This is a genomic window from Kribbella sancticallisti (assembly GCF_039530625.1).
Taxonomy (GTDB): domain Bacteria; phylum Actinomycetota; class Actinomycetes; order Propionibacteriales; family Kribbellaceae; genus Kribbella; species Kribbella sancticallisti.
Window position 1 is genome coordinate 65,314 of sequence record NZ_BAAAOS010000070.1, and the last position, 24,127, is coordinate 89,440.

20 protein-coding genes are annotated in these 24,127 nt (G+C 68.5%); 9 read left to right on the forward strand and 11 right to left on the reverse strand.

Going from position 1 to position 24,127, the window contains the following annotated elements:
* Window positions 1-6: 6 nt before the first annotated feature.
* The 5 genes from ABD255_RS42690 to ABD255_RS42710 all read right to left on the reverse strand — a co-directional run bounded on the left by ABD255_RS42690 (window position 7) and on the right by ABD255_RS42710 (window position 8,137).
* Complete coding sequence (locus ABD255_RS42690) at window positions 7-1,668, reverse strand: (2,3-dihydroxybenzoyl)adenylate synthase (RefSeq protein WP_344222595.1); 1,662 nt, start codon at window positions 1,666-1,668, stop codon at window positions 7-9.
* Window positions 1,665-3,206 (reverse strand): FAD-dependent monooxygenase, encoded by a 1,542-nt coding sequence (locus ABD255_RS42695; protein ID WP_344222597.1) that lies wholly within the window; start codon window positions 3,204-3,206, stop codon window positions 1,665-1,667. Before ABD255_RS42695 ends, ABD255_RS42690 begins: the two co-directional genes overlap by 4 nt.
* Before the next feature lie 11 nt (window positions 3,207-3,217).
* Complete coding sequence (locus ABD255_RS42700) at window positions 3,218-5,533, reverse strand: hydantoinase B/oxoprolinase family protein (RefSeq protein ID WP_344222598.1); 2,316 nt, start codon at window positions 5,531-5,533, stop codon at window positions 3,218-3,220.
* A 1-nt stretch (window position 5,534) separates the two neighbouring features.
* Window positions 5,535-7,652, reverse strand: a complete 2,118-nt coding sequence (locus ABD255_RS42705) for a hydantoinase/oxoprolinase family protein (protein ID WP_344222599.1) — start codon at window positions 7,650-7,652, stop codon at window positions 5,535-5,537.
* Between the two features lie 77 nt (window positions 7,653-7,729).
* A complete protein-coding gene (locus ABD255_RS42710) occupies window positions 7,730-8,137 on the reverse strand; it encodes a VOC family protein (RefSeq protein WP_344222600.1) in 408 nt (135 codons plus the stop codon).
* 95 nt (window positions 8,138-8,232) lie between these two features.
* Here ABD255_RS42710 and ABD255_RS42715 point away from each other — a divergent pair, with 95 nt between their 5' ends.
* The 9 genes from ABD255_RS42715 (at window position 8,233) to ABD255_RS42755 (ending at window position 16,891) form a co-directional block, all read left to right on the forward strand.
* On the forward strand, window positions 8,233-9,177 hold the full coding sequence (locus tag ABD255_RS42715; RefSeq protein WP_344222601.1) for a helix-turn-helix transcriptional regulator: 945 nt from the start codon (window positions 8,233-8,235) through the stop codon (window positions 9,175-9,177).
* A 228-nt stretch (window positions 9,178-9,405) separates the two neighbouring features.
* Complete coding sequence (locus ABD255_RS42720) at window positions 9,406-10,140, forward strand: Type 1 glutamine amidotransferase-like domain-containing protein (protein WP_344222602.1); 735 nt, start codon at window positions 9,406-9,408, stop codon at window positions 10,138-10,140.
* 114 nt (window positions 10,141-10,254) lie between these two features.
* Entirely contained in the window at window positions 10,255-10,956 is a 702-nt protein-coding gene (locus ABD255_RS42725; RefSeq protein ID WP_344222603.1) for a TetR/AcrR family transcriptional regulator, read from the forward strand.
* 23 nt (window positions 10,957-10,979) lie between these two features.
* Window positions 10,980-11,864 carry an AraC family transcriptional regulator gene (locus ABD255_RS42730; protein ID WP_344222604.1) on the forward strand — a complete coding sequence of 295 codons (885 nt, stop codon included), beginning with the start codon at window positions 10,980-10,982 and terminating at the stop codon, window positions 11,862-11,864.
* A 78-nt stretch (window positions 11,865-11,942) separates the two neighbouring features.
* On the forward strand, window positions 11,943-12,428 hold the full coding sequence (locus ABD255_RS42735) for a (2Fe-2S)-binding protein (RefSeq protein ID WP_344222605.1): 486 nt from the start codon (window positions 11,943-11,945) through the stop codon (window positions 12,426-12,428).
* 11 nt (window positions 12,429-12,439) lie between these two features.
* Window positions 12,440-12,835 carry an FAD binding domain-containing protein gene (locus tag ABD255_RS42740; RefSeq protein ID WP_344222606.1) on the forward strand — a complete coding sequence of 132 codons (396 nt, stop codon included), beginning with the start codon at window positions 12,440-12,442 and terminating at the stop codon, window positions 12,833-12,835.
* A complete protein-coding gene (locus ABD255_RS42745; RefSeq protein WP_344222607.1) occupies window positions 12,813-13,442 on the forward strand; it encodes an FAD binding domain-containing protein in 630 nt (209 codons plus the stop codon). The genes ABD255_RS42740 and ABD255_RS42745 overlap by 23 nt, the downstream gene beginning before the upstream one ends.
* A gap of 19 nt (window positions 13,443-13,461) precedes the next feature.
* Window positions 13,462-15,747, forward strand: coding sequence for a xanthine dehydrogenase family protein molybdopterin-binding subunit (locus tag ABD255_RS42750; RefSeq protein ID WP_344222608.1), 2,286 nt, complete (start codon window positions 13,462-13,464; stop codon window positions 15,745-15,747).
* A 4-nt stretch (window positions 15,748-15,751) separates the two neighbouring features.
* Window positions 15,752-16,891: an XdhC family protein gene (locus tag ABD255_RS42755; RefSeq protein WP_344222609.1), complete on the forward strand. Its 1,140-nt coding sequence runs from the start codon at window positions 15,752-15,754 to the stop codon at window positions 16,889-16,891.
* Window positions 16,892-17,118: 227 nt separating this feature from the next.
* On the opposite strand, the gene ABD255_RS42760 is transcribed toward ABD255_RS42755, so the two are convergent.
* From ABD255_RS42760 to ABD255_RS42785, 6 genes are all read right to left on the reverse strand, one after another.
* The gene (locus ABD255_RS42760) at window positions 17,119-17,598 is read right to left on the reverse strand and encodes a hypothetical protein (protein WP_344222610.1); all 480 of its coding nucleotides are present in this window, start codon (window positions 17,596-17,598) and stop codon (window positions 17,119-17,121) included.
* Between the two features lie 561 nt (window positions 17,599-18,159).
* A complete protein-coding gene (locus ABD255_RS42765) occupies window positions 18,160-19,410 on the reverse strand; it encodes an ATP-grasp domain-containing protein (RefSeq protein ID WP_344222611.1) in 1,251 nt (416 codons plus the stop codon).
* Window positions 19,407-20,585 (reverse strand): ATP-grasp domain-containing protein, encoded by a 1,179-nt coding sequence (locus ABD255_RS42770; protein WP_344222612.1) that lies wholly within the window; start codon window positions 20,583-20,585, stop codon window positions 19,407-19,409. The genes ABD255_RS42765 and ABD255_RS42770 overlap by 4 nt, the downstream gene beginning before the upstream one ends.
* 52 nt (window positions 20,586-20,637) lie before the next feature.
* A complete protein-coding gene (locus ABD255_RS42775) occupies window positions 20,638-21,285 on the reverse strand; it encodes a YqcI/YcgG family protein (protein ID WP_344222613.1) in 648 nt (215 codons plus the stop codon).
* Between the two features lie 149 nt (window positions 21,286-21,434).
* The gene (locus ABD255_RS42780; protein ID WP_344222614.1) at window positions 21,435-22,655 is read right to left on the reverse strand and encodes a hypothetical protein; all 1,221 of its coding nucleotides are present in this window, start codon (window positions 22,653-22,655) and stop codon (window positions 21,435-21,437) included.
* Window positions 22,656-22,684: 29 nt separating this feature from the next.
* Complete coding sequence (locus ABD255_RS42785) at window positions 22,685-24,031, reverse strand: B12-binding domain-containing radical SAM protein (protein WP_344222615.1); 1,347 nt, start codon at window positions 24,029-24,031, stop codon at window positions 22,685-22,687.
* Between the last annotated feature and the right edge of the window lie 96 nt (window positions 24,032-24,127).

A 24,127-nucleotide genomic window follows, 5' to 3' on the forward strand; every position in this document is an offset into this window, starting at 1 on the left:
CAGACTCTAACCGTCCAGGGAGCCGGTACCGGCTCCCAACACCGCGGCGACTCGATCGCGCAGCAGCGCCTTGTCGACCTTGCCGACGTTCGTCCGGGGCAGCTCACCCACCTGCTCGACCCGCTCCGGCCACTTGAACTTCGCGACGCCCAGCGAATCCAGGTAGTGCCGGACCAGCGGAAGATCGACCGGTGCGCCGGCCACGACGTACGCGCAGGACCGTTCGCCGAGCCGAGGATCCGGCATGGCGACGACCGCGGCCTGGTCGATGGCCGGATGACTCAGGAGCAGCAGTTCGATCTCCCCGGCGTTGATCTTCTCGCCGCCACGGTTGATCACGTCCTTGATCCGCCCCTCGATCAGCAGTTGCGGCCGGCCCTCGTAGCTCTCCCACCGAGCCAGGTCGCCGGTGCGGTAGAACCCCTCGGAGGTGAAGGCGAGTGCGTTGCGTTCAGCGGCCGCGTAGTAGCCCGGGATCGTGTACGGGCCACGACAGCACAGCTCACCGATCTCGCCGTACGGCGCTTCCGCCTCGGTGCCCGGGAGCAGGATGCGGATCTCGTCGAGCTCACTGAGCGCAGTACCGACGGTGCGCAGCCGTGCCTCCCGCGGGTCGTCGAGCCGGCTCATGACGAACAGCCCCTCGCCCATGCCGAACAGCTGTCCCGACCAGATCCCCCGCCGTTCGAGCTCGTCGAACAAGGGTTCGGGGATCTTGGTCCCGGACAGCAGCACCTGACGCAGAGCTGGAAGCCGGTCGAGGAAGCCCGTCCGCAGGAGAGCGCCGAAGTGCCCGTGTCCGATCAGCGCGGCGTCGACGCCGGCGCGCGACAACAGACCCACCGAGGCGGCGGCATCCGGCGTACCGAGCACCAGGGTCGCGCCACAGCTGTGGGCGGCGTGGATCGCGCAGGTGACGCCGGCATTGTGGATGACCGGGATCAGGTGGCCCACCTTGGTCGCCGTCGTCCATCCGAGGCGCCGCGCATAGGCGGCGGCGTTGTACCAGTACTCCGCGTGCCGCCGCGGGATCAGCTTGGGCACCCCCGTCGTGCCGCCGGAGAGTTGGAGAGCCGCCAGGTCGTCAGGCCCGACCGCGCTCTGCGCGTCGTCGATGCGGGACCGAATCGCTTCGGCGTCCAGCCCGGAACCGAGGGTCTCGAGCGCGACTGTGTCCGCGGACGGCTCCGTGCCGATGGTGATCACCTGCCGCAGACTCGGGTGATTGGCGGCGATGTCGCGCGCGAAGGCGACCAGATCGAACGTCAGACCGGCCTCGACGAGATGAGCCGCCGCCTGACAAAGCCGACTGATCTCGCCGATCTCATGCGCACGGTGAGCAGCCAGCGTCGCGACGGGGACCAGCCCGGCCTTGAGGCAGGCGTACCAGGCGACGACGGTCTCCAGCCGGTTGGTGACCTGGAAGATCACCCGGTCGCCTGGCCGGAGACCTAGTTCGAGCAGACCCGCACCGATCCGGTCGGTCCGCTCGTCGAGCTCCGCGTAGGTCAGGCTGCCCTGCTCGGCGACGACAGCGAGGCCGCCCGGGTGCCGCGCCGCGACCGCGCTGAACTCGCGGGCGATGGAACTGTCGCCCCAAAGCCCGTCGGCCCGGTAGCGCTCGGCGAGTTCCGGCTGGTAAGGCGGCATGAGTTCGTGAGTGATCATGCGGCTCGCTCCGTCAGCTCGACGAGGTCGACCCGTTCGCTGACCAAGGCCGCGACGGCGAGCTCGGTGTCACCTGCGTCGAGTTGCGCGACCACGAGTGCACCGACCTCCCGCCGGATCCGCTCCGCGACGTCGAACATGGTCAGCACTGAACCTGACTCGGGGGCTGCGCTGAGGAGGACGCCGGACCAGGCCTGATCATTGCCGACGGCATCCGCTACCCCCTTGACCAGGGCGTCGGCATCCGACCCCCAGGGGTCCGTCAGACGCACCTCCACCGGGCGAAGACCAGGGATGTCCGCGGCCTGCACCCGCCGTGACCCGAACCGGTGTCCAGCCCTGGTCAGCGGCTGCCGCAACGCCCAATCGGTCAGGGCACTGACGTCGACCTGCGATTCACCGCAGCCTGCATACCGGGCGAGCGCGGTACGGACAACGTCGGGCGCCGAGGACGCGAAGCGATCGACAGAGACCTTGCCGGCCCGGGTCATGTAGGAGACCAGGAGCTGTTCCACCGGCAGGTCGAGCCGGGTCGGGAACGAGTCCCACCAGTTCATGCTGCGGGTCGCGGTCTCCTGGAGATGCTCCACGGCCGGGCGGCGTCCTTGCTCGTACCGGACCAGCGCCTCCTCGAGGTCGCCTGCCGCCGCGATCGCCGCGTCCAAAGCGATACCGCCCTCCATCGCCAGCTTGGTGCCGGACCCGATCGAGTAGTGCGCGGTGTGCGCCGCGTCGCCGAGGAGGACGAGGTTGCCGTCGTGCCAGCGGTCGCAACTGACGGTGCGGAACCGCAGCCAGCGGGTCCGGTTCCCGATCAGCCGATGCCCCTGGAGATGCTCGCTGAAGGCATCGCTCAGGTAGGCCAGCGAATGCTCGTCGTCCGCGTCGAAGGGCAACCGCTCGGTACTGACGTCGAAGCCGGCCCGGCGCCAGGTCTCCTCGTCGGTCTCGATCAGGAATGTACTCCGGTCGCTCGCGTACGGGTAGGCATGGGCGACAAAGCTGCCGTACTCCGTCCGCACCGGCGTGAACACCGCCCTCGGCAGGGCGACATCGGTCCCGGCCCACAGGTACAGACCTCGATGAACGTCGACGCGTGCGCCGAAGACCTCCGCACGCGCCTCGCGGGTGCCGCTGCTGACGCCGTCGGCCGCGATGACCAGATCGGCGTCGAGGTCGTCAGCGCCGACGCGTACGCCGTACCTGAACTCGACGCCGGCCGCGGCCGCGTGCCGGCGCAGGATGTCCAGCAGGGTCGACCGGCCGATCGCGAAAAGGTTGTCGACGGCAAGGATCACCTGCCGTCCCCCGACCGACATCGACAACTCGTGCGGCCAGGAACCGGCAACGATCGCCGCGAACGTCTCCGGGTCCGCCGCGTCGAGGTTCCGCTGGGTGCGGGTGGCCAGGCCGACGCCGAACCCGAACGTGGCGGCTGGCTCCGACTGCTCGAAGACCCGCACCCGGCATTCGGGGTGTCTGAGCTTGAGAAGCCGGGCGGCGTACAGGCCGCCCGGCCCTCCTCCCAGCACGTCCACCGACTGAAGCCTCACCGCAGCCCGCCCGCGAGCGCGAAGCGGCCGAGGTCCGACACGTGGTCGGCGTGGCCTCTGGGCACCACCGCGGAGTACACGGCCGTCCAGCAACCCGGACAGCACAACTGCCGGAAAACAACCTCGTCATCGACGTACGTCGTGGGGTCGGAGGTGATCTGTGGGCCTGCGTCGGTCGAGGCTCCCTCGAACATCGCCAACCGAAGCCGCATACTCGTGGTGAGGTCGGCCAACTGATGGCCGCAATGCGCACACCCGACCGCGCTGCCGGCCACGACGAGGTTGTCGTCCAGCCGCCGCGCGCGATCCAGGTCGATCCGGGATGCCTGATCGCCTTGCGGGCTGACTGAACGGTGTCGACGTTGCTCGCGCATTCGCGCGCGAGCCACCGCGGTCTCCTCACCGTCGGCCAGGCCGTCGTGGAGGACCACGCCATACACCTGGGCCGCTGCCTCCGGCGAGACCTTCTGCTCGCGCACGTCCTCGGCGACGGCCGCCGGATCGCGGTGCAGGGGATCGCCGTACCCGCCGCCGCCCTGCCAGCTCAGGTACAGCACCTCCCCCGGGGCGAGATAGGACTGCGCGTAGCAGTTGCCGATTTCAACGTTCTCGCCGAGGTTGTCCAAGGACTGGGGAACCCTGCCCTGGTTGAGCAACGAGTGGACATCGGCGCCACGGGCAACAGCATCGAGGCCGGTGTTGCCGGGATAACCACCCGCGAGGCCGTTGTTCTGCGACACCGCCTTGCCGGCCGAGGCGAGCACCAGGCCTGCCGGGCTGTCGGAGCCGTAGAGGGTCACCGCGACGGAAGCGCTGACGCCACCGCGCTGGCGCCCGGGGCCACCCGAGTCCGGCTCCTCCCGGCGCCACAAGGTGAGCAGCGGATAGAGGAACTCCGTCATCTCGACGTCCGGGATCCGCCCCATCGGGATGCAGAACAGACCGCCGGTATCCATGCCGTCCGCCTGCGGCCGGGCGCCGAAACCACCGGCCATCGGCTCCATCATCACGTTCAGGAAGGGCATCGGGACCTCGCCGCGCTCGTCGAGCCCGGCCACCACCGCTGTGTCCCAGGTGCCACAACACGCGGCCTGGACGCTCTTGCCCAGGTCGACGGACTGGTCGAGCAACTGCGACAGGCATTCCGCGACCAGCGTGCCGGTCAGCCAGGCCGGACCGATCGGGCCACGGCTGACGGCCGCGGGGAAGGTGGCGTTGTTGATGGTGCCTTCCTCGGCGACCAGGTCGAAGCAGCGCATCAGGCCCCCGGCCGACCAGGGGATGTCGTGGGCGAGGATCGGGAGCAGCGCGAGCATCACACCACCGCGCATCCCCGCATAGGTGCAGTTGATCACCCCGGTCTGCGGGTCGGTGCCGTGGAAGTCGAAGGTCAGGTGGTTCCCGGCCTTGGTCATCGCGACGGTGATCTTGTGCACGCCGCGATCGCCCTCGTGGGACTGGTCCTGGTAGCCGGTCGCCCGCCAGGTGCCGTCGGGGAGCCCGGTCAGCTTGCGCCGCAACCGGCCCTCGGCGTCGGCCATCATCCGCTTCATCACCGCCTTCACGGTGTCCGCGCCGTACTGCTCGATGACCTCGAGGAGACGTTTGCGGCCGACGGAGTTCGAGCCGATCTTGGCGCGCAGGTCGAGGCTGACCAGCATCGGCACCCGGGAACGCCGTACCCAGGCGTCGGCGACGTCGTCCTGAAGTTCGAAGTCGCGCACCACCTTGATCGGCGGGGTGGGCAGCGCCTCGGCGAAGACATCCTCCGCGGCCGGCGAGAACGAGCCCAGCCCGACGCCACCCAGATCCGGCTCATGGCAGATCGCGCTGGTCCAGGCGAAGAGCCTGCCCTCGTGGAAGACCGGCTGGAACACGATCACGTCGCTCTGGTGCAGGCCGCCGCCGACCCACGGGTCGTTGCAGAGGAACATGTCGCCCTCGCGGATGCCTGGGTTGGCGGCCCGGTTCCGCAGGGTCCAGTAGATCGCCAGGTCGACGGCGCCGACCAGCATCGTGTTGTAGAGGCCGACCTGGACCTCCTGGCCGACCTCGTCGCAGATGGCGAAGTCGAAGTCGTTCGCGTCGGTGACGATCGGGGACCCCGACATCCGTTTCAGCGCCTCCCCCATCTCCTCCGTGACGGACCAGAGGCGGTGCCGGATCACTTCGTACGTGAGCGGGTCCAGGTCGTCGATCTGCTCCTGGGTGACGCTGTGCACCGGAAGGGATCCGGGCAGCCCGGACGCCAGCGCCGTAGGGTCGATCGGGCGGCTGGAGAAGTACTCCGAACCGGGGATCTGCAGCGACATTTCAGGACCTCTGCTTCCGCTGGGTGTCGATCGTGAGGTTGCCGAGGTGGTCGACGACGCCGCTCATCCCGGGCGGTACGACAACGGTGGTGGTGGGCACCTCGATGACGGCGGGACCGGTGATGACGTGGCCCGCCCGCAGGGCGCGGTAGTCGTAGATCGGCGTGTCGACGTACCCGGTCCGGGCGTCGAGGCAGACCTTCCTGACCGAGTGCGAAGCCGCCGACGGATCCGGTCCGTCCGCGTCGGCGAGTTTCGGCAGGGCCGGGGAGAACGGCAGCACGCCCGTGCCGCGGACGCGAAAGGTGATCGCCTGGATCCCGGCCGCGCCGAAGCCCGTGCCCGCGCCGTACAACTCGGCGTACCGCTTCTCGAACGCCGAGACCGTGTCGGCCATCGCGGTCGCGTCGAGCGGCCCGTTCGGGACCTCGACCGACACCTCGGCGAGTTGGGCGGTGTAACGCAGATCCAGCGACCGCACGCACTCGATCCGGTCGAAACTCAGCCCCTGACGATCCAGCGCCGCCCGCACCCGCTCCTCGAGCGCGGAGAAGTTGCCCTCGGCCCGTTCCGGGTCGAACGGCATCGGCCCGGGGTCGGAAAGCTCCACCGCCAGCACGACGTCCGAGGACGCCAGACCGTACGCCGAAAACGCCGAGGCCACCGGACCGAGCGGTACGACGACCTCGCGGACGCCGACCTCGGCGGCATACGACGCGCAGTATGCCGGGCCGGCCCCACCGAAGGCGTAGAGCACGAACGAGCGCGGATCGTGGCCGGCCCCGACCACCGTCTTGCGCAGCAGGTCGCCGGTCTGAGCGTTCTGGATCGCGTAGATCGCTGCCGCGGCATCCTCGACCGACAGACCGAGCGGACCGGCGATCCTGTCCCGGATCGCGCGTCGGGCCGCCTCGACGCTCAACGCCTTGCGACCGCCCAGCAGGCCGGACTCCGGGAGGATGCCGAGTACCAGGTTCGCGTCCGTGTTGGTGGGCTCGGTGCCGCCCGCGTCGTAGCAGGCCGGACCAGGGACCGACTGGGCGCTGCGCGGGCCGACCTGGAGGTTGCCGCCCGGGTCGATCCACGCGATGGCGCCGCCGCCCGAACCGATGGCGTGCACCTCGAGCGTGGGCACGTTGACGGGATGGTGGTTGATGATCGTGGTGCTGGCCCGGACTGGCTCGCCGTCCACGACCAGGCCGACCAGGAACGTCGTACCGCCCACGTCGGTGGTGATGATGTTGCGATGGGCAAGCTGTCGTCCCAGCGACACGGCCCCGACGACGCCGCCGGTGAGCACCGAGCCGACCGTGCTGATGGCGGTGGAGGGAGCCTCGCTCGCGGCGATCGCGCCGCCATTGCTCTGCATCACCAGCAGTGGACCCGTCAGGCCCTGCTCGCCTAGCCGCCCCTCGAGCGCACCGAGGTAGTCACGCAGGCCTGGACCGATCTGCGAGCTCATGATCGTCGTCGCCGACCGGGCGAACTCGCGGATCCGCGGACTGACCTCCGACGACAGCGCCACGAACACGTCGGCGTCGAGTTCGTGGATGAGCTCGCGGATCCGCTGCTCGTGCACCGGGTTCTTGAACGACCACAGCAACGACACCGCGATCGAGCGGATCCCCTCATCGAGCAGGCCGCGCACCGCGGCACGCACCGAGTCCTCGTCGAGGGGTACCACGACGTTGCCGTCGCGGTCGATCCGCTCGACCACCTCGAGCGCGTGCCGCTTGGGGATCAGGCCGTGGTTCTTGCTCTGGCCGAGGACGTTCTGCAGCTCGTCCGGGGCCGAGCCGAGGTAGCGGCCCTCGACGTTCATGATGAAGATCGAGTCGCGGTGCCCGACCGTGGTGAGGAAACCGACCGGCGGCACGTTGCCCATCACCAGCGCGTTCAGCGACGAGGTCGTTCCGTGCGCGATGTGATGCGTCCGGGCCAGCATCTCCCCCACCGGCTGGTCGAGCTGCTCGGCCAGCCCGGCGAGCGCGTCCATGACTCCCCGGGAGTAGTCCGGCGGCGTCGACGGCGCCTTCGCCGCGACGATCGTGCCGGCGTCGTCGTCCAGCACCGCGTCCGTGAACGTCCCGCCGACATCCACCCCGATGACATAAGCCATGGTGTCCTCGCTTCCTCGACCGTGAGAACACCAACGTAAGCAATACTTACACCATCGTCAATAGTTTGACACTTGCGTCAGCTACCGTGCTCGGCGACACGGGCGGCGGCCTCCGGGGTGACCGGAGTGAACAGGTTGACCAGGTTGCCGTCCGGGTCGCGGAGCAGCAACGACCGGTTGCCCCACGGCATCGTGGTCGGCTCCTGGACGAACTCCAGATCGCGCAGCCGGGCGAACTCGGCGTCGACGTCCGGAACCAGGAACTCCAGGAACACCGTGTGGTTGTCAGCCGGGCGGGCGATCTCCGCGCCGTACAGCGGCTTCGTCGTCTGGCTGCTGGAGATCGCGAGAGTGCCCGCGGTGGTCCGCACCTCGGCGAACACCGGGGCGGGTCGGCTCGCAGTCAGGCCGGTGACGTGTTCGTAGAAGGTGGTCAGCCGGTCGATGTCGTCCGTCACGACGCGGACGGAAGCGAAGATCGTCATCAGGGTCTCCAACTCTCTTTGGAATCGATGTCGTTCCCGACGCTATAGTCAATACCGGACAACATCCGCCCGGTATCCGTGAGATTCTGGAGATCATGACGAGGCCGACCTCACGGGTGCTGGCGCTGCTGGAGTTGCTCCAAGGCGGCGGCACCCGTCGCGTCGCGGACCTGGCCGACCGGCTCGGCGTCGACGAGCGGACCGTCCGGCGATACGCCGAACACCTGGTCGACCTGGACATTCCGGTCAGCTCAGTCCGCGGCCGGTACGGCGGCTACCGGCTCGCGCCGGGCTACCGGATGCCGCCGCTGATGCTCACCGACGACGAAGCGGTCGCGGTGGCGATCGGGCTCGTGGTCGGCCGGCGGGCCGGGCTGGTGCCGGAGTCCACCGCGTCGGAGAGTGCGCTGGCGAAACTCCTGCGGGTCCTCCCCGCCCGGCTGGCAGACCGGCTCGGCGCGTTGCTCACCACCTCGTCGTTCACAGCTCCACAGCGATCCGCCGCGCCCACCGACACCGGCGTCCTGCTCACCATCGCCGAGGCCGCGCGGGACCGGCTGATGGTCGAGATCGCCTACACCGACCGCCGCGGACAGCGCAGCACCCGCACGATCGCGCCGTACGGCGTGGTCGGGCATGCCGGGCACTGGTACGTCGCCACTGCCGACCGCACCTTCCGGCTGGACCGGATCACCTCAGCATCGTTGCTGACGGCCACCACAGAAGAGGCCCCAGGCAACGATCCGGCCCGCGCCGTGCTGGAGTCACTGGCGACCGCCCCGTGGACACACACAGTCTCGGTACGCGTGCACGGCACGGCGGATGACGTGCAGCGTCGGCTCCCGCTCGGCCTCGCCCTCGTCACCCCACTCGACGCCGACCCGGTGCAGGTGCGGGTCCAACTCCGAGCCGAGCGGCTCGACTGGGTGCCCGCGCTGCTCGCCGGCCTGGACCGGCCGTTCGTGATCGAGGAGCCGGCCGATCTGCGGCAGCAGGTGGCCGACCTGGCGAGCCGGCTCGCCACCTGGGCCGACGGCTGAAAGCACAGCTCTGCGTTCGAGACCCGGGCGGCGAACCACCACCAAGGCCTAGGCAGACATCGCAATCTGCTTTCGGGCCTTCGTGTTGTCTACGCACCCTTTCGGGCCGGCTCTCCCAGAAATTTGGGAGAAATACCGCTCCACCACTTACTGACAGAATGCGAGCACAGCCGTAACGCCTGAGAACGGGCTTGGCGGCGTACTCGTGGACAACCAAGGAAAGGTGACATGAGGCTTCTTCTCACTTCCATTGGCATCGAGAACGCGAGCATCCACGACGCGCTGGTTGAGCTGCTGGGCAAACCGATCGCCGAGTCCAACGCCCTCTTCATCCCCACCGCCCTCTATCCCTTCCCCGGCGGGCCCGGCATGGCGTGGCGGGCGATCAGCGGCAAAGCTCCATCGCCGATGTGTGAGCTCGGGTGGAAGTCGTTGGGGATCCTGGAGTTGTCGGTGCTGCCGAGCATCGAGGAGGCTGCTTGGGTGCCGACGGTCCGAGACGCCGACGCACTGCTGGTGGGGGGCGGCGACCCCCTGTTTCTCGCCAACTGGATGCGGCGCTCCGGTTTGACCGATCTCCTGCCGACGCTGCGCTCCGAGGCGGTCTACGTGGGGGTGAGCGCCGGGAGCATGGCTGCTACCTCCACCTTCGTCGAGACCTACCGCGAACCACCCCGCGGGAACGCCGAGCCGCTGAAATCGGAGGACGTTGTCTTTGCCACGCCCCAAGGTGACGTCGACAGGACCCTGGTCACGGGACAGGGAGCCGGACTCGTTGACTTCGCGGTGATCCCGCACCTGGAGCACCCGCACCACCCCGACGCTTCCTTGGCCAACGCAGAGAAGTGGGCGGCACGGATTCCTGCGCCGACGTACGCGATCGACGACCAAACCGCCATCAAAGTGGCCGATGGCACCGTCGAGGTCATCTCCGAGGGCCGCTGGAAGCTGTTCACCCCGTAGTACACGAACGGCCGCGCTAGAGCCGCTCTGTCATGCGATGGCGATACAACGTGCCGGGCGAACAGACGGAGCCTGCCAAGATCGGTGATAACGGATTCCTGTTATCATCGATTCATGGGTGAGCGGGAAGAGATCCGCGGGCGCATCGTCGACGCCGCGACCACGCTGCTTCGCGACGGCGGCCGGGAGTCGGTGACCACGCGAGCAGTCAGCACAGCGGCCGGCGTGCAGGCTCCCACGCTCTACCGCCTCTTCACGGACATGAGTGGGCTACTCGAGGCAGTCGCGGCAGACGGGTTCGCGCGGTACCTCGCGCAGAAGCACAGCCAAGCGCTCACCGCGGATCCCGTTCAAGACCTGCGCCGAGGCTGGGACACCCATGTCGGGTTCGGGCTGGAGAATCCGGCCCACTACCTGCTCATGTACGGTCATCCCGCTCCGGGATCACCAAGCCGCGCCGCAACGCAATCGCTCGATCGCCTTCGCCTGCTGGTCGAACGCATCGCCGTCGACGGCCGACTGGTTGTCAGCGTGGAGACTGCCGTCGCCATGGTGCACTCCGCCGGTGTAGGCCTCACCCTGAACCTCATCGGTATTCCCCCCGAGGATCGCGACCCCGCCCTGTCCGGCCGGCTGCGAGAAGCCGTCATCGCCGCGATCACCGCTGCCTCGCCAACGAGTCCGCCGAACCTTTCGGCACGAGCGGTCGGCCTCAAGGCCGTACTGGACCAGGTCGGAGGCCTGTACAGCGCGGGCGAGCGCGCGCTCCTGGACGAGCTCCTCGATCGAGCCGCCGGCGCACCGCCTGGTTCGTGATCGGCCGACGAAAGGTGGTTGCGGTGTATCAGGCTCTGGATCTCGATCATGCGGGAAACTCGCGTCAGACCTTCTGCAGCTGGACCGATACGTCTTGGCGGTCGCTGCTGCTGCAGCTCCATGAGGCCGCTTTGATCGTGGAGGACTATTACCTGCCGCCGATAGGTGAGCAGCATCTGGTGCTGGTCACTGCGGGCGATACCTGGGTCGAGTCCCAGACGAACGGCAGGTGGCGAGGAGCCCGTTACACGCCTGGTCAGATCGGGCTGACCGCACCAGGTCGGCCGACGCTGCTGAGATGGCGCTCGGAGGTCGGCCAACGGACCCTGCACCTCTACCTGCCGGGCAGCCTTATGCAGCGGGTCGGCCTCGAACTGTGGGACCGCGACGGCATCGGCTCGCGTCAGGCGGACGCGCTGGCGGTCGCTGACCCGGTCGTCGAACAGATCCTCCTGCAGTTGGCCAAGGTGGCAGCCGAGGGCAGCGACGACCTGTACGCCGAAGGTGCCGCCGAGTTCCTCGCGGTGCATCTGCTGACCCGGTACGGCGGAATGCCACAGGTCGCGTCACCGCGGTACGAGGATGCCCGGGTCCGCAAGGCGATCGACATCATGCGGGACAACTTGCACGCGCCATTGACGCTGAGGGATATCGCCGACGAAGTCTGGTTGAGCGTCTACCACTTCCTCCGGGTGTTCAAGTCGGCGACCGGGCAGACCCCGCGCCGTTACCTCACCTCCCTGCGGGTGGACGCCGCGCGCCGGCACCTCGAGCAGGGAGACGCCTCCGTCAGTGAGGTGGCGCACCTGTGCGGGTTCAGCAGTCCGGCCCATCTGTCCACGGCCTTCGCCCGGGAGACGGGAATGTCGCCCTCGGCCTATCGACAGAGCCGTCGTCGGCGGGCGTGAACTGATCCACCGCAATCCACGGGCGACGGCAGCAATCTCACGAATGCGGGGACTGGTGGAGATTCGTAGCGTTGCCGCATGGACAACGCCCGATCAACCGCGGCCACAGACGTAGCCTTCACAGTGAATGGACGCCCGACTCGGCTCTCCGTGGACTCGCGGGAGTCTCTGCTCGACGTCCTGCGAGAGCGGCTGGCCCTGACCGGTACGAAGAAGGGCTGCGATCACGGCCAGTGCGGCGCGTGCACAGTCCACCTCGATGGCCGCCGGGTGGTCTCCTGTCTCACCCCGGTGGTCAAGGTGGACGGCCGGTCGGTGACGACCATCGAAGGTGTCGGCGGCCCCGACGGTGAGCTGGATCCGCTGCAGCAGGCCTTCATCGACCATGACGCGCTGCAGTGCGGCTACTGCACGCCGGGACAGGTGATGGCCGGGATCGCCTGCATCCGCGAGGGCCATGCCCGCGACGACGCCGAGATCCGCGAGTACATGAGCGGCAACCTGTGCCGGTGCGGTGCGTACGGCGGCATCGTGGCCGCGATCCGCCAAGCCGCTCGGCGATAGGAGGCGGACTGATGCGATCGTTCAGCTATACAGCTCCCCGCACGGTCGACCAGGCCGTCGAGGCTCTGGTCGACGGCGGTCCGGGCAGCAAAGTGATTGCTGGGGGCACCAATCTCTACGACCTGATGAAGCTGCGAATCGAGAGCCCGCAGTCGGTCGTCGACATCAGCAGGATCCCGGAACTCCACCGGATCCGCACCACCGGCTCGGAGATCAGTTTCGGCGCCGGAGCCCGGATGGCCGACGTCGCCGACCACCCGGTGATCCGGCGCGACTACCAGGCACTGTCCGAGTCGTTGTGGCGGGCGGCGTCTCAGCAGCTGCGCAATATGGCCACGGTCGGCGGCAACCTGCTGCAGCGCACCCGGTGCAGCTACTTCCGCGGTGGGCGCCGCATTCCCTTGTAACAAACGAGAACCGGGCAGCGGTTGCGCCGCGCAGGACGGTATCGACCGAGGTCACGCGCTGTTCGGGGGTAGCGCCTCCTGCATCGCGACGTACCCCGGCGACTGGGCCGTCGCCCTGCTGGCCTTCGACGCACAGGTGGACGTGGTCGGCCCCAACGGACAGCGCACGATCGCCTTGGCCGACCTGCACCTCGAGCCGGGCAGCACGCCGCAGCGTGAACACACCTTGGCTCCCGACGAGATCATCCTGAGCATTCGTGTCCCGAAGACCGAGGCCGGCCGCGCGTCGACGTACCACAAGATTCGCGATCGCGAGTCCTACGCGTTCGCCCTGGCATCGGCGGCGGTCGGGCTCACCGTCAGCCGCCGAGAGACCGTGCAGGAATGCCGCATCGCCCTCGGTGGGGTGGCGACCCGCCCATGGCGCGTCCCGGCCGCGGAGCAGGCGCTGATCGGCACTCGATTGACGGACGAGACCGCCCGCCGTGCGGGCGAGGTCGCCTTCGTCGGTGCCCGCGCCGGCAGGCACAACGGGTTCCGGATCGAGCTCGGCATCCAAACGGTCACGGACGCATTGCTGATCGCCAGAAGCCGGGCCACCCGATGACTACAGGAGGCTGTTGACGATGCCCACACGGCGTACTTTCCTGGGTGGGGCGGGTGCCCTCACCGCCCTGGCCGGGGTGGAGACCATCGGCGCTCCCCCGACGGCAGCGGCCGAGACACCGCAGAAGCAGACCTACCTGCGCCGGGTGGACGCCCGCGACAAGGTCCGCGGCGCGACCCGCTTCGGGGCCGACCGAACGCTCCCCCGGATGGCCCATGCCATGCCCGTGGTCGCCACTATCGGCAAGGGCCGGATCATCGAGCTGGACACGACCGCGGCGGAAGCCGTTCCCGGCGTACGGCTGGTGCTGACCCGATTCTCCGCGGACGAGCTCCGGCCGGCGCCGTTCTTGCTCGCCGGTGGATTCGCCGCCCAGAGCCTGCAGCCGATGCTGTCCGACCGCGTCGCGTACGCCGGACAGCTGATCGCGCTCGTGGTGGCGGACACGTTGGTGGCCGCCGCCGAGGCCGCGGCGCTGGTCACGGCCCGGTACGAGGTCGAACCCTTCGCCGTCGAGCTGGACGCGGACGGTGCCGAGACCCTCCTGCAATCCGCGGCCCTCCCCCACCTGCCGGACATCGACGTGGGTGCGGCCGACACCGCCTTCGCCGCGAGCCCGGTCCGGCTCGACGCGACGTACGACGGACCGCCGCAGCACCAGGTGCCGATGGAACTGCTGGCCAGCACCGTGGAGTGGCAGGGAGAGAACCTTCTGGTGCACGAGGGCACCCAGAACGCGAACTCGGTACGGAACGGCGTCGCGTTCCAGCTCGGCATCTCCCCGGACCGGGTCGAGGTCGTCTCGCACTACGTCGGCGGCGGCTTCGGGCAGAAGAACTCGCTTCAGTCGCACCTCGCCCCCCTCGCCATCGCCGCTCGTCGCCTCGGCCGGCCCGTCAAGCTCGTGATCCCCAGAACCCAGACGTTCCACGCCGCCAGCTTCCGCCCTGCGAGCCGGCAGCGGATCAGGGTCGGCGCCGACCGGACGGGGCGGCTGCTCGCGGCGATCCACGAGGTCGACCAGCAGACGTCGCGGCACGACCTCTTGCCGATGCAGTACACCGAACTCACCGCCCGTCTCTACGGCATCGAGAACTTCCGCGGTCGGCACCAGTTGGTCCGAACCGATACTCAGACCCCGGGCTACATGCGGGCGCCGTACGAGAACATCGCCGCGTTCGCCTTCGAGTCGACCGTCGACGAACTGGCCTACGCGGTCGGACAGGATCCGGTGGCCCTGCGACTGGCGAACGACACCGACACCGATCCGGTCACCGGCAACCCGTTCTCGTCACGTCATCTGGCCGAGTGCCTGCGGCGGGGTGCGCATCGGTTCGGCTGGGCGGATCGCCGGCCCGCACCCGGCTCGATGCGAGCGAAAGACGGCTCGCTGATCGGCTGGGGCGTCGCGATCGGCGGATACAAGGCTGCCACCGCACCGGCCACCGCCGAACTGCGCGTCGAAAGTCTCGGGCGGAGCCGCTGCCGGGTCACGATCGGTGTCGACGGGCACGAGATGGGCCAGGGCATCCGGACCGCCATCGCCAACCTGGCAAGCAGTGACCTCGGCATCTCGACGCAGGACGTGGTCATCGTCGTGGGCGACACCCGGGGCGCGTCGCCGCAGCACAACACGGCCGGCTCCTGGGGCACCGCGACGGCGCTGCCGGCGGTCCATGCGGTCCTGCGGAGTCTCCGGGAACAGCTCGGCCTTCCCGCCACCGGTCCGGTCGACCTGCCGGCGGCGATGGCAGGTCGCCCCGCGGTCGAGGTCGCGGCGAGGACGAAGGCTCCCGGCCAGCCGGACAGTGTCTTCGACCGGGTAGCCAACGGCGGGGTGGCGGCAGCAGGTCCGGCGTACCCCGAATTCACCGCCCTCAGCTACATCGCCCACTTCGTCGAGGTGAGGATCGAGCCTCGGACCCGGCGGATCCGGGTACCGCGGGTGGTCAGCGTCGTCGACTGCGGCCGGGTCGCGAGTCCGGTCACCGCCGTCAGCCAGGTGCGCGGTGGCGTGGTCTGGGGCATCGGTTCGGCGCTGCGGGAACGCAGCGAGGTCGACCCGCGCTTCGGCGGGTTCCTGACCGCGTCGATGGAGGAGTACGCCATTCCGGTGAACGCGGACATCGGTGACATCGACGTCAGTTTCGTCGACAAGCCGGACCTGCTGCTCAACGTCGTCGGCGTGAAGGGCCTCGGCGAGGTGTCGATGGTCGGCGTCGCACCCGCGGTCGCCAATGCCGTCTTCCATGCCACCGGCCGGCGGGTGCGCCACCTGCCGATCCGCATCGAGGACGTGATCTGACGAGATGGCCGCCACCGCCGTGGAGCTCTCCAGGATCAGTACTGCGTGGCGCCGGGCGGATCCCCTGCCGTTGGCCCTGGCGACGCTCGTCGAGGTGGAAGGGTCGTCGTACCGACGCCCCGGCGCCAAGCTGCTGATTCACGCGGACGGCAGCACCGTCGGCAATCTCACCGGCGGATGCCTCGACCAGGAGATCGTCGAGGCCGCTCAGACGACCCACCAGACCGGTACCGCCCAGGTCGTCGGCTACGACCTGCGCGGTGAGGACGAGGCGATCCTCGGATGGGGCATGGGCTGCAACGGAGTACTGCGCGTTCTCGTCGAGCCGGCGGGTCCGGAGAACAGCATGCTCCAGGTGCTGGAAGCGGCAGTCCGGCTCCGCAGGCCGGTCCGGATCCTGACCGTGATCTCAGGTCCACCGGGAACCATCGGCCACCGATGGTGGCAGGTCGACGGGGACGAACCCGGCAGCACGATCGCGGTGCCGGTGCCGGCGCCGGTGCCGGTGCCGGTGCCGCCGAGCATCCACGCGGTACTGGCCGACCGCACCGACGGCGTCGTCACGGTCGCCGATGGATCGACCGAACTGCGGGTCTTCGCCGAGTCCTTGCTGCCCACCCCGCGACTCGTCGTCTGCGGCGCCGGAGACGACGTACCGCCGGTCATCCGCGCAGCGACCGCCCTGGGATGGGAAGCGGTCGTCGTGGATCACCGTCGACACCTGCTCGACCCTGACCGCTTCCCAGCCGGCACCAGATTGCTCCGTGCGGACCCGGCGCAGGACCCGGGACTCGACATCGACGGCTTCAGTTGCGTCGTAGTGATGACCCACAACTTCCTGCAGGACTGCGCGTACCTGGCCGCCGCGCTGAAGACACCCGCCCGGTACGTCGGCGTACTGGGGCCTGAGCGCCGGCTCCAGCGCATGCGTGACTTCCTCGCGGCCGATGGCATCCATCCCACGGCGTCAGACGAAGCCCGACTGCGGGGGCCCGCCGGGCTGGATCTCGGTGGCCAGGGACCCGACGAGATCGCAGTGGAGATCATCGCCGAAGTACTCGCTGCCACCCGTCGTCCCACGGCTAACCAGACGACTGGCGCACGGGTTCCTCGACGCACACCTTCGACCGCCTACGCGTCCTGATCGCCTCCGACAGAACCCCGCTCCTACCGACGAAGACCACGGCCGCTGGAGTCGGTGACAATCTTGTCCACGATGACCCAGGACAACCGACTTGGTGATGCGATGATCAGACTTCGGCGCCGCCCTTGTCGTTGCCTGAGGCAAGATCTTCGCAGCGCACCTCGCGACAACCGATCGCCTCGCCGCTGACCCAGCGCCGTGTTGGTCTTCTGCTTCCCGGCCGAGCGTCAGGCGGCGATGCGGCGGCCGGTGACCTTGCCGGTGGCGGTGTCGATGATAGTGGTGTCGCTGCCCGGCGCGAAGACCGTGACTCGGTAGGTGCCGGAGAGCTTGCCCTTCACCACTGTGCCGACCAGGCGCACCCGGACGGTCGGGCCGAGTGACCCCGGTCCCTGGTCACCGGGCAGGCCCGACCAGAAGGTCGCGCGGAACCACTTGCCGTGACGAGACCACGTGCCCGTGAACGGCGGCCCGGCGGGGCTGATGTCGTGCGACACGAACACGCCACCACCGGCAAAGCTCAGGACCAGCCGGATCTTGTCAGGACTGCCGTTGTCCTGCCGCACGCACAACCAACTGCCGAGCAGCCCGCCGCCGTCATCGTTCGCCAGTGCCGGCCCGCTCGCCAAGCCGGCGATCGCCACACCACCCGCGGCGATTCCCGCACCCCTCATTGCCTGCCTGCGCCCCATCGCGTTCTCACTCATGATCCCCTCCCAGAGTTCGCAATTCCCTCCACGTTGCACCCGAAACCCCAACGTGGCAAGGGGAAAGCACCGTGCATGCAGTCAGTTCTCCTCCGTGATCGGCCCAGTCCGGGTGACGTCAAGGGTCGCGATGCCGCTGAGCACCTGCGCTGCGGCGTCGGTCAGCTGGGCTTGAACCTCGATCCGTCCTGCGGTGCAGCACTGCCGCGGCCGCCTGGTGACGGGTCCGCGAGGGCGCACAGTTGGTTCCGGCGGAAGCAGCGGTGTTCCCGCAGCCGACTTCTCAGGCCCGGCGAGTTCTTGGGCGGACAATCGTTACTTGCCTAGGACAACCATCTGCCGCCCGTCCCCCACCCCGGCTTCGGCCACCGCGCTGGCAAGCGAGAAGGTGATGCCGAACAGCAGCGCCTTCTGCTGATTCTCGCGACGAGGTCACGCTGAATTCCAGCCGGCCGCAAGCCCCGTTTCCCGCTCCGATACTGCACCTCGAAATATCCACCACTCGGAGGCCCTCGACGCCTCGCACCCACTTGGTGAACGTGACGCAGCGTTGTCTCGGCCTCACGAGCCCGAACGCCCACACCATTTCGCATCGTTGTTCCGAGAGCGGCCGCTCAGTTCCTGGTGGGCGGACAACGTCGTACGGCGCTGCTCCTCGAACTCCTCCTGCGAGGCGGCGCTGATCACCACGCGATGCCGGTAGTCGGTGGCATGGCGAATTCCCCCCGGTAGCGCTGCCGGGGTGGCGGCGTAGCTCACCAGGCCTGGAACACGGCGCCGGAGCTCATTCTCCAGTTCCGGGGGGTACTCGTCGGACAGCAGCCCGATGACTCCACAGACTGTGTCAACGGCACTTTTGGGCGGGGATTCGAGGGCGCCATCGCCGGCCTGAAGCCGGACCGCGGCCCGGACGAGGTTGACCCCTGTGGTGCGCTGGACACATTCGTCGATCCCGCCACCTCCGGGCCGCGCGGCAGCCTCGCAGAACACCAGCCCGCGCTCGTCGTTGCCGAAGAACTCGATGTGCGTCACCCCGTTCTGGAGGCCCAGGCCGGCGATGACAGCCGCGTTGTGCTCCAGCAGTTCGGCTCGCGGCGGATCGGTCGGCCGCAGGGTCACAGTGCCGAGGTGGTCCGACGTTCCGAAGCTTCCTGGATTGCGCAGATAACGCGACGCCGAGACGAAGATGATCCGTCCGTCCTCGACCACGCTGTCGCAGTGGTACATGGGACCCTCGATGAACTCCTCGATCTCGCCGTCCGCCGGGCTCAGGCGAAGGTCGGTCACCGCGGCCGCGACGGCCGAGTTGCTCCACGGGAGCACCCGTACTTCGGATGCACCCAGCCCTCGGCGAGCTTTGACGACGAGTCGGGTCCCACGCCACGGCAGTTCGTCGACAGAGGTGAACGCGCTCAACGGGAGGTAGCGGGGTAAGGCCGTGTAGCCGGCGGCGACCAGCCGGTCCTTCATCGTGATCTTGTCCCGGAACGGCAGAGTTTCCGCCTCGGTGGGACCGGGGAGACCGAGCACGGCCCGGACTCGGGCGGCCAGCAGAAGGTCCTTCTCGTGCAGGGCGACGATGTGTCCGGCGGAGCGGGTCGTCGCAACCCAGGCGACCACTGCTTCAAGTCTCGCCGGATCCAGCATGTCGCACACGACCACGTCCGGAAACGCGCTCGGGTCGAAACCGTCGAGGCCACCACCGAAGGTCCTGGTGACCAGACTTCGATGACTGGGTGGACCGGGAAGATACTGACCACCCGCACCGGCAGCCCACCGCAAGACATGCCGGTTCAGCATCACCGTCGTCATGGCTGTCCCTCGTCCGTGACGACGACGTCCAGGCCGAGAAGCGCGTCGACCGCTGCCGCACAGGTTTCGGTGGACTCGGCCGTCAGCCGAACCGCCCCGAGTCGATCCTTGGAGCTGCGCAGCGGGCCGACCACATCGCCCTCCGCGACGTCGACGAACCAGCCCTCAATGCCGACGCCAGGAAGCACCGGTGGCTCGGAGCGGGTGGCTCGTACCACGCCCGGTGGGGCGGTGAAGAAGACGATGGCGGCGGCAGGCGCCGTGGGTTCAGGTTCGGGCAGGGGACGGCCCAGCGGCCAGGTCGTACAAGCCAGACGCCAGTCGATGCCGACGGTCGCCCTGACCAGGTCGGCGATACCGTCGCCACCCGGCCGGGTATGGGACTCGATGATCGTCACCCGGTCCGCGCCGACCATGAGCTCGGTGTGGGCGGGTCCGTCGGTGATCCTCAGCGCTGTGAGGGCTTCGCGGACGGCCCTGCGGACAGACTCGAGCTGGTCGTCGCTCAAGGACACCGGCGGCATTAGGTGAGCGACTTCGACGAAGGTGTCCGAGGTGCGCTTCTCCGCGATCGCGACGATGTCGTGATCGCCGCCGGAGCTCATCGACTCGACGCTGACTTCCACGCCGGTGACGTACTCCTCGACGATGAACCGCCGCAGATCCTGGGTCGCCGCCCTGTAGTCGGCCGGGCTGGTCAGGAGATGAACGTCGGCACTGGCGGTGCCGTCCACCGGCTTGAGGACGGCGGTGCCTGCCTCGGCCAGGAGCTGAAGCACGCGGTCCGATTCGTGGGCCGGCACCGCCCGTACGGTCAGCCGTGGGGTGGCCGCGCCGAGGACGGAACGCATCTCCAACTTGTCCCGGGTCGCACGCACACCGACGGTCCCGAGTCCGGGAACGCCCAGGTAGACGGCCAGTCTGGCGGCGGGCAGCAGACCCTCTTCGGTCACGGAAACCACGCCGCGGATGGTGTCACCGGCCTTCATCCAGATGTCGGCCAGACCGAACAGGGCCGCTTCGTCGGTGTAGTCGCAGGTGAACAGTTCGTCGATCTGTGGACGCAGCGATGCCGTCAGCAGTCCGACCTTCGGGCCGACGAGAACCAGCGGCTCAGCTCCCTGTACCGCGGCGCGCACGATCCCTGCCGATGGACCGATGATCACAAGCGCCATCAGGGCATCACCACCCTGAGGCGGTACGCCCGGCAGGTGCGCGACGTCCACCTCATCGGCGGGCCCGCCCAGACTCGTCCTGCCCCGATCCGGGACAGGCTTCCCCGTCTCCCAGGAAGTACTGGTCGATCTCCCGGGTGTCAGGGTTGGCGTAGGCGCCGAGCGCGCGGTGGACCGGCGCGGAGTCGTAGTCGCTCAGGCGCTGCCTGATGTTCGCGCGCACCCGCGGTTCGCTGGGCGCTGGGGCGTCGAAGGTCGCCCGAGCCTGTGCGATGACTGCGATCGCGTCGCCGACGTTCCGGCTCCGACGTCGCGTGTGCCGTGGGGTGCTGATGTTCAGGAAGAAGCCCACGTCGTCGATCCACAGCGTCCAGCGTGGATCCGTGGTGTCACGCGGAGCGTGGTCCGGCCATCGGTCGGCACCCGCTGTGATCAGGTGGGCGAGGAGCTTGTCGGCGAAAGCTGCGTCGTCGTCGATGGTGACGCAGTCGTCGACATCGATCAGCAGAACTCCGGTCAACTCCGGCTCCACGCGGATGTGCGCGGCCAGTTCGCGCAGCGCGAGCAGGCAGTCGTCCAGGACCTGGCTGCCGGCTCCCGCCGCGTACGAGAAGGTGATCTGCCCCTTGTCCAGAGCCTGCCTGGCGAAGAAGCACGGAAAGCCTGGCGACGAGATGATCTCGGAGAACTGGGTGACCAACTCCTTGAGCCGCCGTTGGTCGGCGGGCAGTCGGGCGATCCCGGCGGGACGAAGCCAGCATGCGCTCGTGCCCGCCCGGGCGGGCGCGCGTCGCCGACTCGCTGCCGGGCCCGGCCTGGCCGTCGAGGCATGACGGTTCGGCGACGACGTCATCGGTCGACGAGGTCTCGGAGGAAGGACAACTTGGATCGGTACCCGGCGTCCGCCTCGATGCCGATCGCTTTCAGCTCCGCCAGGACCAGGTCCTGCAGCCGGAACAGCTCGGACTCGATGTCGTCAGGATTCACGCACGGAATCCGCCGGGACTTGTGGTACTCGATCTCGACCTGCCGCATCACGTGATCGCCGGCGACGACCTCGTCGGTCTCGATCCCGAAGAAGTGCCCGGTGGCCGTCGACTCGAGGTTCACGTCGAAGCGGCTGCGGGAGAACGCCGGCAGGCGCCGGAACCGCATCTCCGGGAAGGTCGCGGCCAGATAGCCCTCGAAGCCGCTCGGTTCCGCCTCGATCCCCCGATGGAACACCTCGCGCCGGCGAAGGGTGTCCTGCGGGAACGTCTTGTGCCGGATGACGTAGGTGCCGTCGGCCTGGGCGACGAAACCCATGTAGCCCTTCTCATGATCGGGCGACAGGATCTCGAAGGTCGTCTGGCTGTACTCCCAACGTTGCAACTCGTTCCCGAGGTCCGACACGAACCCCGGCAGGCCGTCGCGTTCGACCAGGCTGACGAAATGGTCCGCGACGGCGGCCGGAGAGGTCTCGGTGGTGAGCGTCAGCTTCACCTCGATCTCGGTGTTCTTGTGGAAGTTGGTGAACTGGTGGAGCTCGCTAGAGATCTCTCGCCGTTCGCCGGCCAGCAGTTCGAGTCCGGGCGCGATCAGCTCCTCGAGTACGACGGAGGCCCTTTCCACCTCACCGATGCGTACCCAACTCGTCCCCGAACGACGGACCCGAGTACAAGCGAAGTAGCTGGACCGAACTGTCCGAGCCCCCTGTCGTACGCCGATGAGCAGAAGGGGAACGGGCACCAGTGAAGCGCCCGCCTCCGCGGTTCGGGACAGTCGGAGCAGAGCCGCGAGTTCAGGGTGGATGGCCGCTCCGCTCCAGATCGGCAGCACCTGCCCTGGCTCCAGCCTCACGGCGGGCTCGCCGTCGCGCAGCGTCCAGAGCGTCGACGCGGCGGGAGCCGCCGAACTCAGTTGAACCGACTTCCCGTCGGTGGCCGCCGGATCGTCGGTGTCGAGCCGGAGCACGATGAACGGCTCGGACGATCTGGTGACAGTGGGGAACTGGTGTTGCGGATCGGACAGCACCAGGTACAGGCCCTGCCGCACGTCGTGGCCTGCCGCTCGGTCGCTTCCTGCCGGCATGGCCAGAGGTCGGTCTTGCGTACGGTCCGTCATGAGACTGGTGCCGTCGCCGTCGAGACGGCCTCGAAGCGTTCCGGCCAGGTCGCGTCGACGAGCGACCTCAGCTCCGCGTACGAGGAGGTGAGCTCGGCGAACTCCGCATCCGTGCCCCACCAGTGATCGTCGTTGTGGTGAATGTGGTACTTGCTCCAGTCACCGTTCCAGTCCGGCGCCTTGTCGGTCCCCCGCAGGCCGAACTCGAGCGGGTTGTTGTAGACGTACGTGCCCGGCAGCGGAACGAAGCGGAACAGCGCGACCCGGGTCACCATCGGCGCGAGTTCCTCGAGCATCCGCATGGTCTCCTGCGTCGACTCGCGGTTCTCGCCCGGGTAGCCGTGGATGAGGAACAGCTTGACGTTGATGCCGGCCTCGTGCGCCGTCCGCACGGTGTTCCTGATCTGGTCCTGCTTGATCCGCTTGCCCATGGCCTTGAGCATGCGTTCGCTGCCGGACTCCATGCCGAACTTGATCTCGATGCAGCCCGAGTCGCGCATCGACCTCAGCAGCGGCTCGTCGACCGTGTCCACTCGCGACAGGGCGGACCAGGTGAGGGACAGGTCCTTGATCGACTCGCACACGTCGGCGACCTTGCGCTTGTTGACGATGAAGTTGTCGTCGACGACGGCGAAGCCCTCGACCCCGTAGGTCTCCTTCAGGTGGATCAACTCGTGCCGGGCGCTGGCCCCGGACCGGTACTGCATCCGGGTCTGGGCGGCCGCGCAGAACCGGCACGGAAAGGGACAGCCGCGGCTCAGCATGATGTGAGCCATCTGGAGGTCCGTGGTGGACAACCGGTCGGACATCACCAGGTCCTCGGCTTCGAGCAGGTGGCGCGCGGGCAGTGGCAGGTGATCGATGTCCTTGATCATCGCGCGCATCGCCGTCCTGACCAGGCCGTCCTTGGTGTTCACGATCAGGCCCGGGACATCGACGAGTCGCTTGCGGTCCCGGACCTTGAGCAGGTCCAGGAAGGTGTCCTCGCCTTCACCGACACCGACGACATCGGCGGCGAAGTCGGCGAGGGTCTCCTCGGGGTAGAAGTTGGGATGCACACCGCCGACCGCGATGATCGGATCGCCGTCGTAATGGCTGCTGAAGCGTGCCTCCTTGGCGATGCCGTACGTCGCCGACGAGGGAACCGAGAACGCGACCAGATCCGCCCCGGAGAAGTCGAGCCGGGTGTGGGACGGGGAGACCTTCTCGATAGTGACCTCGTGCCCTTCGAGCTCGGCCACCGCGGCGAGGTAGAGCACCCCGAACGGAGGGAACTCCTTGCGCTTCTCCTTGAACCGTGCCAGGTCGTAGACCTCCGGATACACGAGCACAACTCTGGCCATGACGCCTCACCCCATCTGTGTCGTCGTTGCACCTGCCGAGCGGTCTGAACGTCAGGGGGCGTTGGCGGACGCCGGCCTTCCACCGCTCGGGTGGTG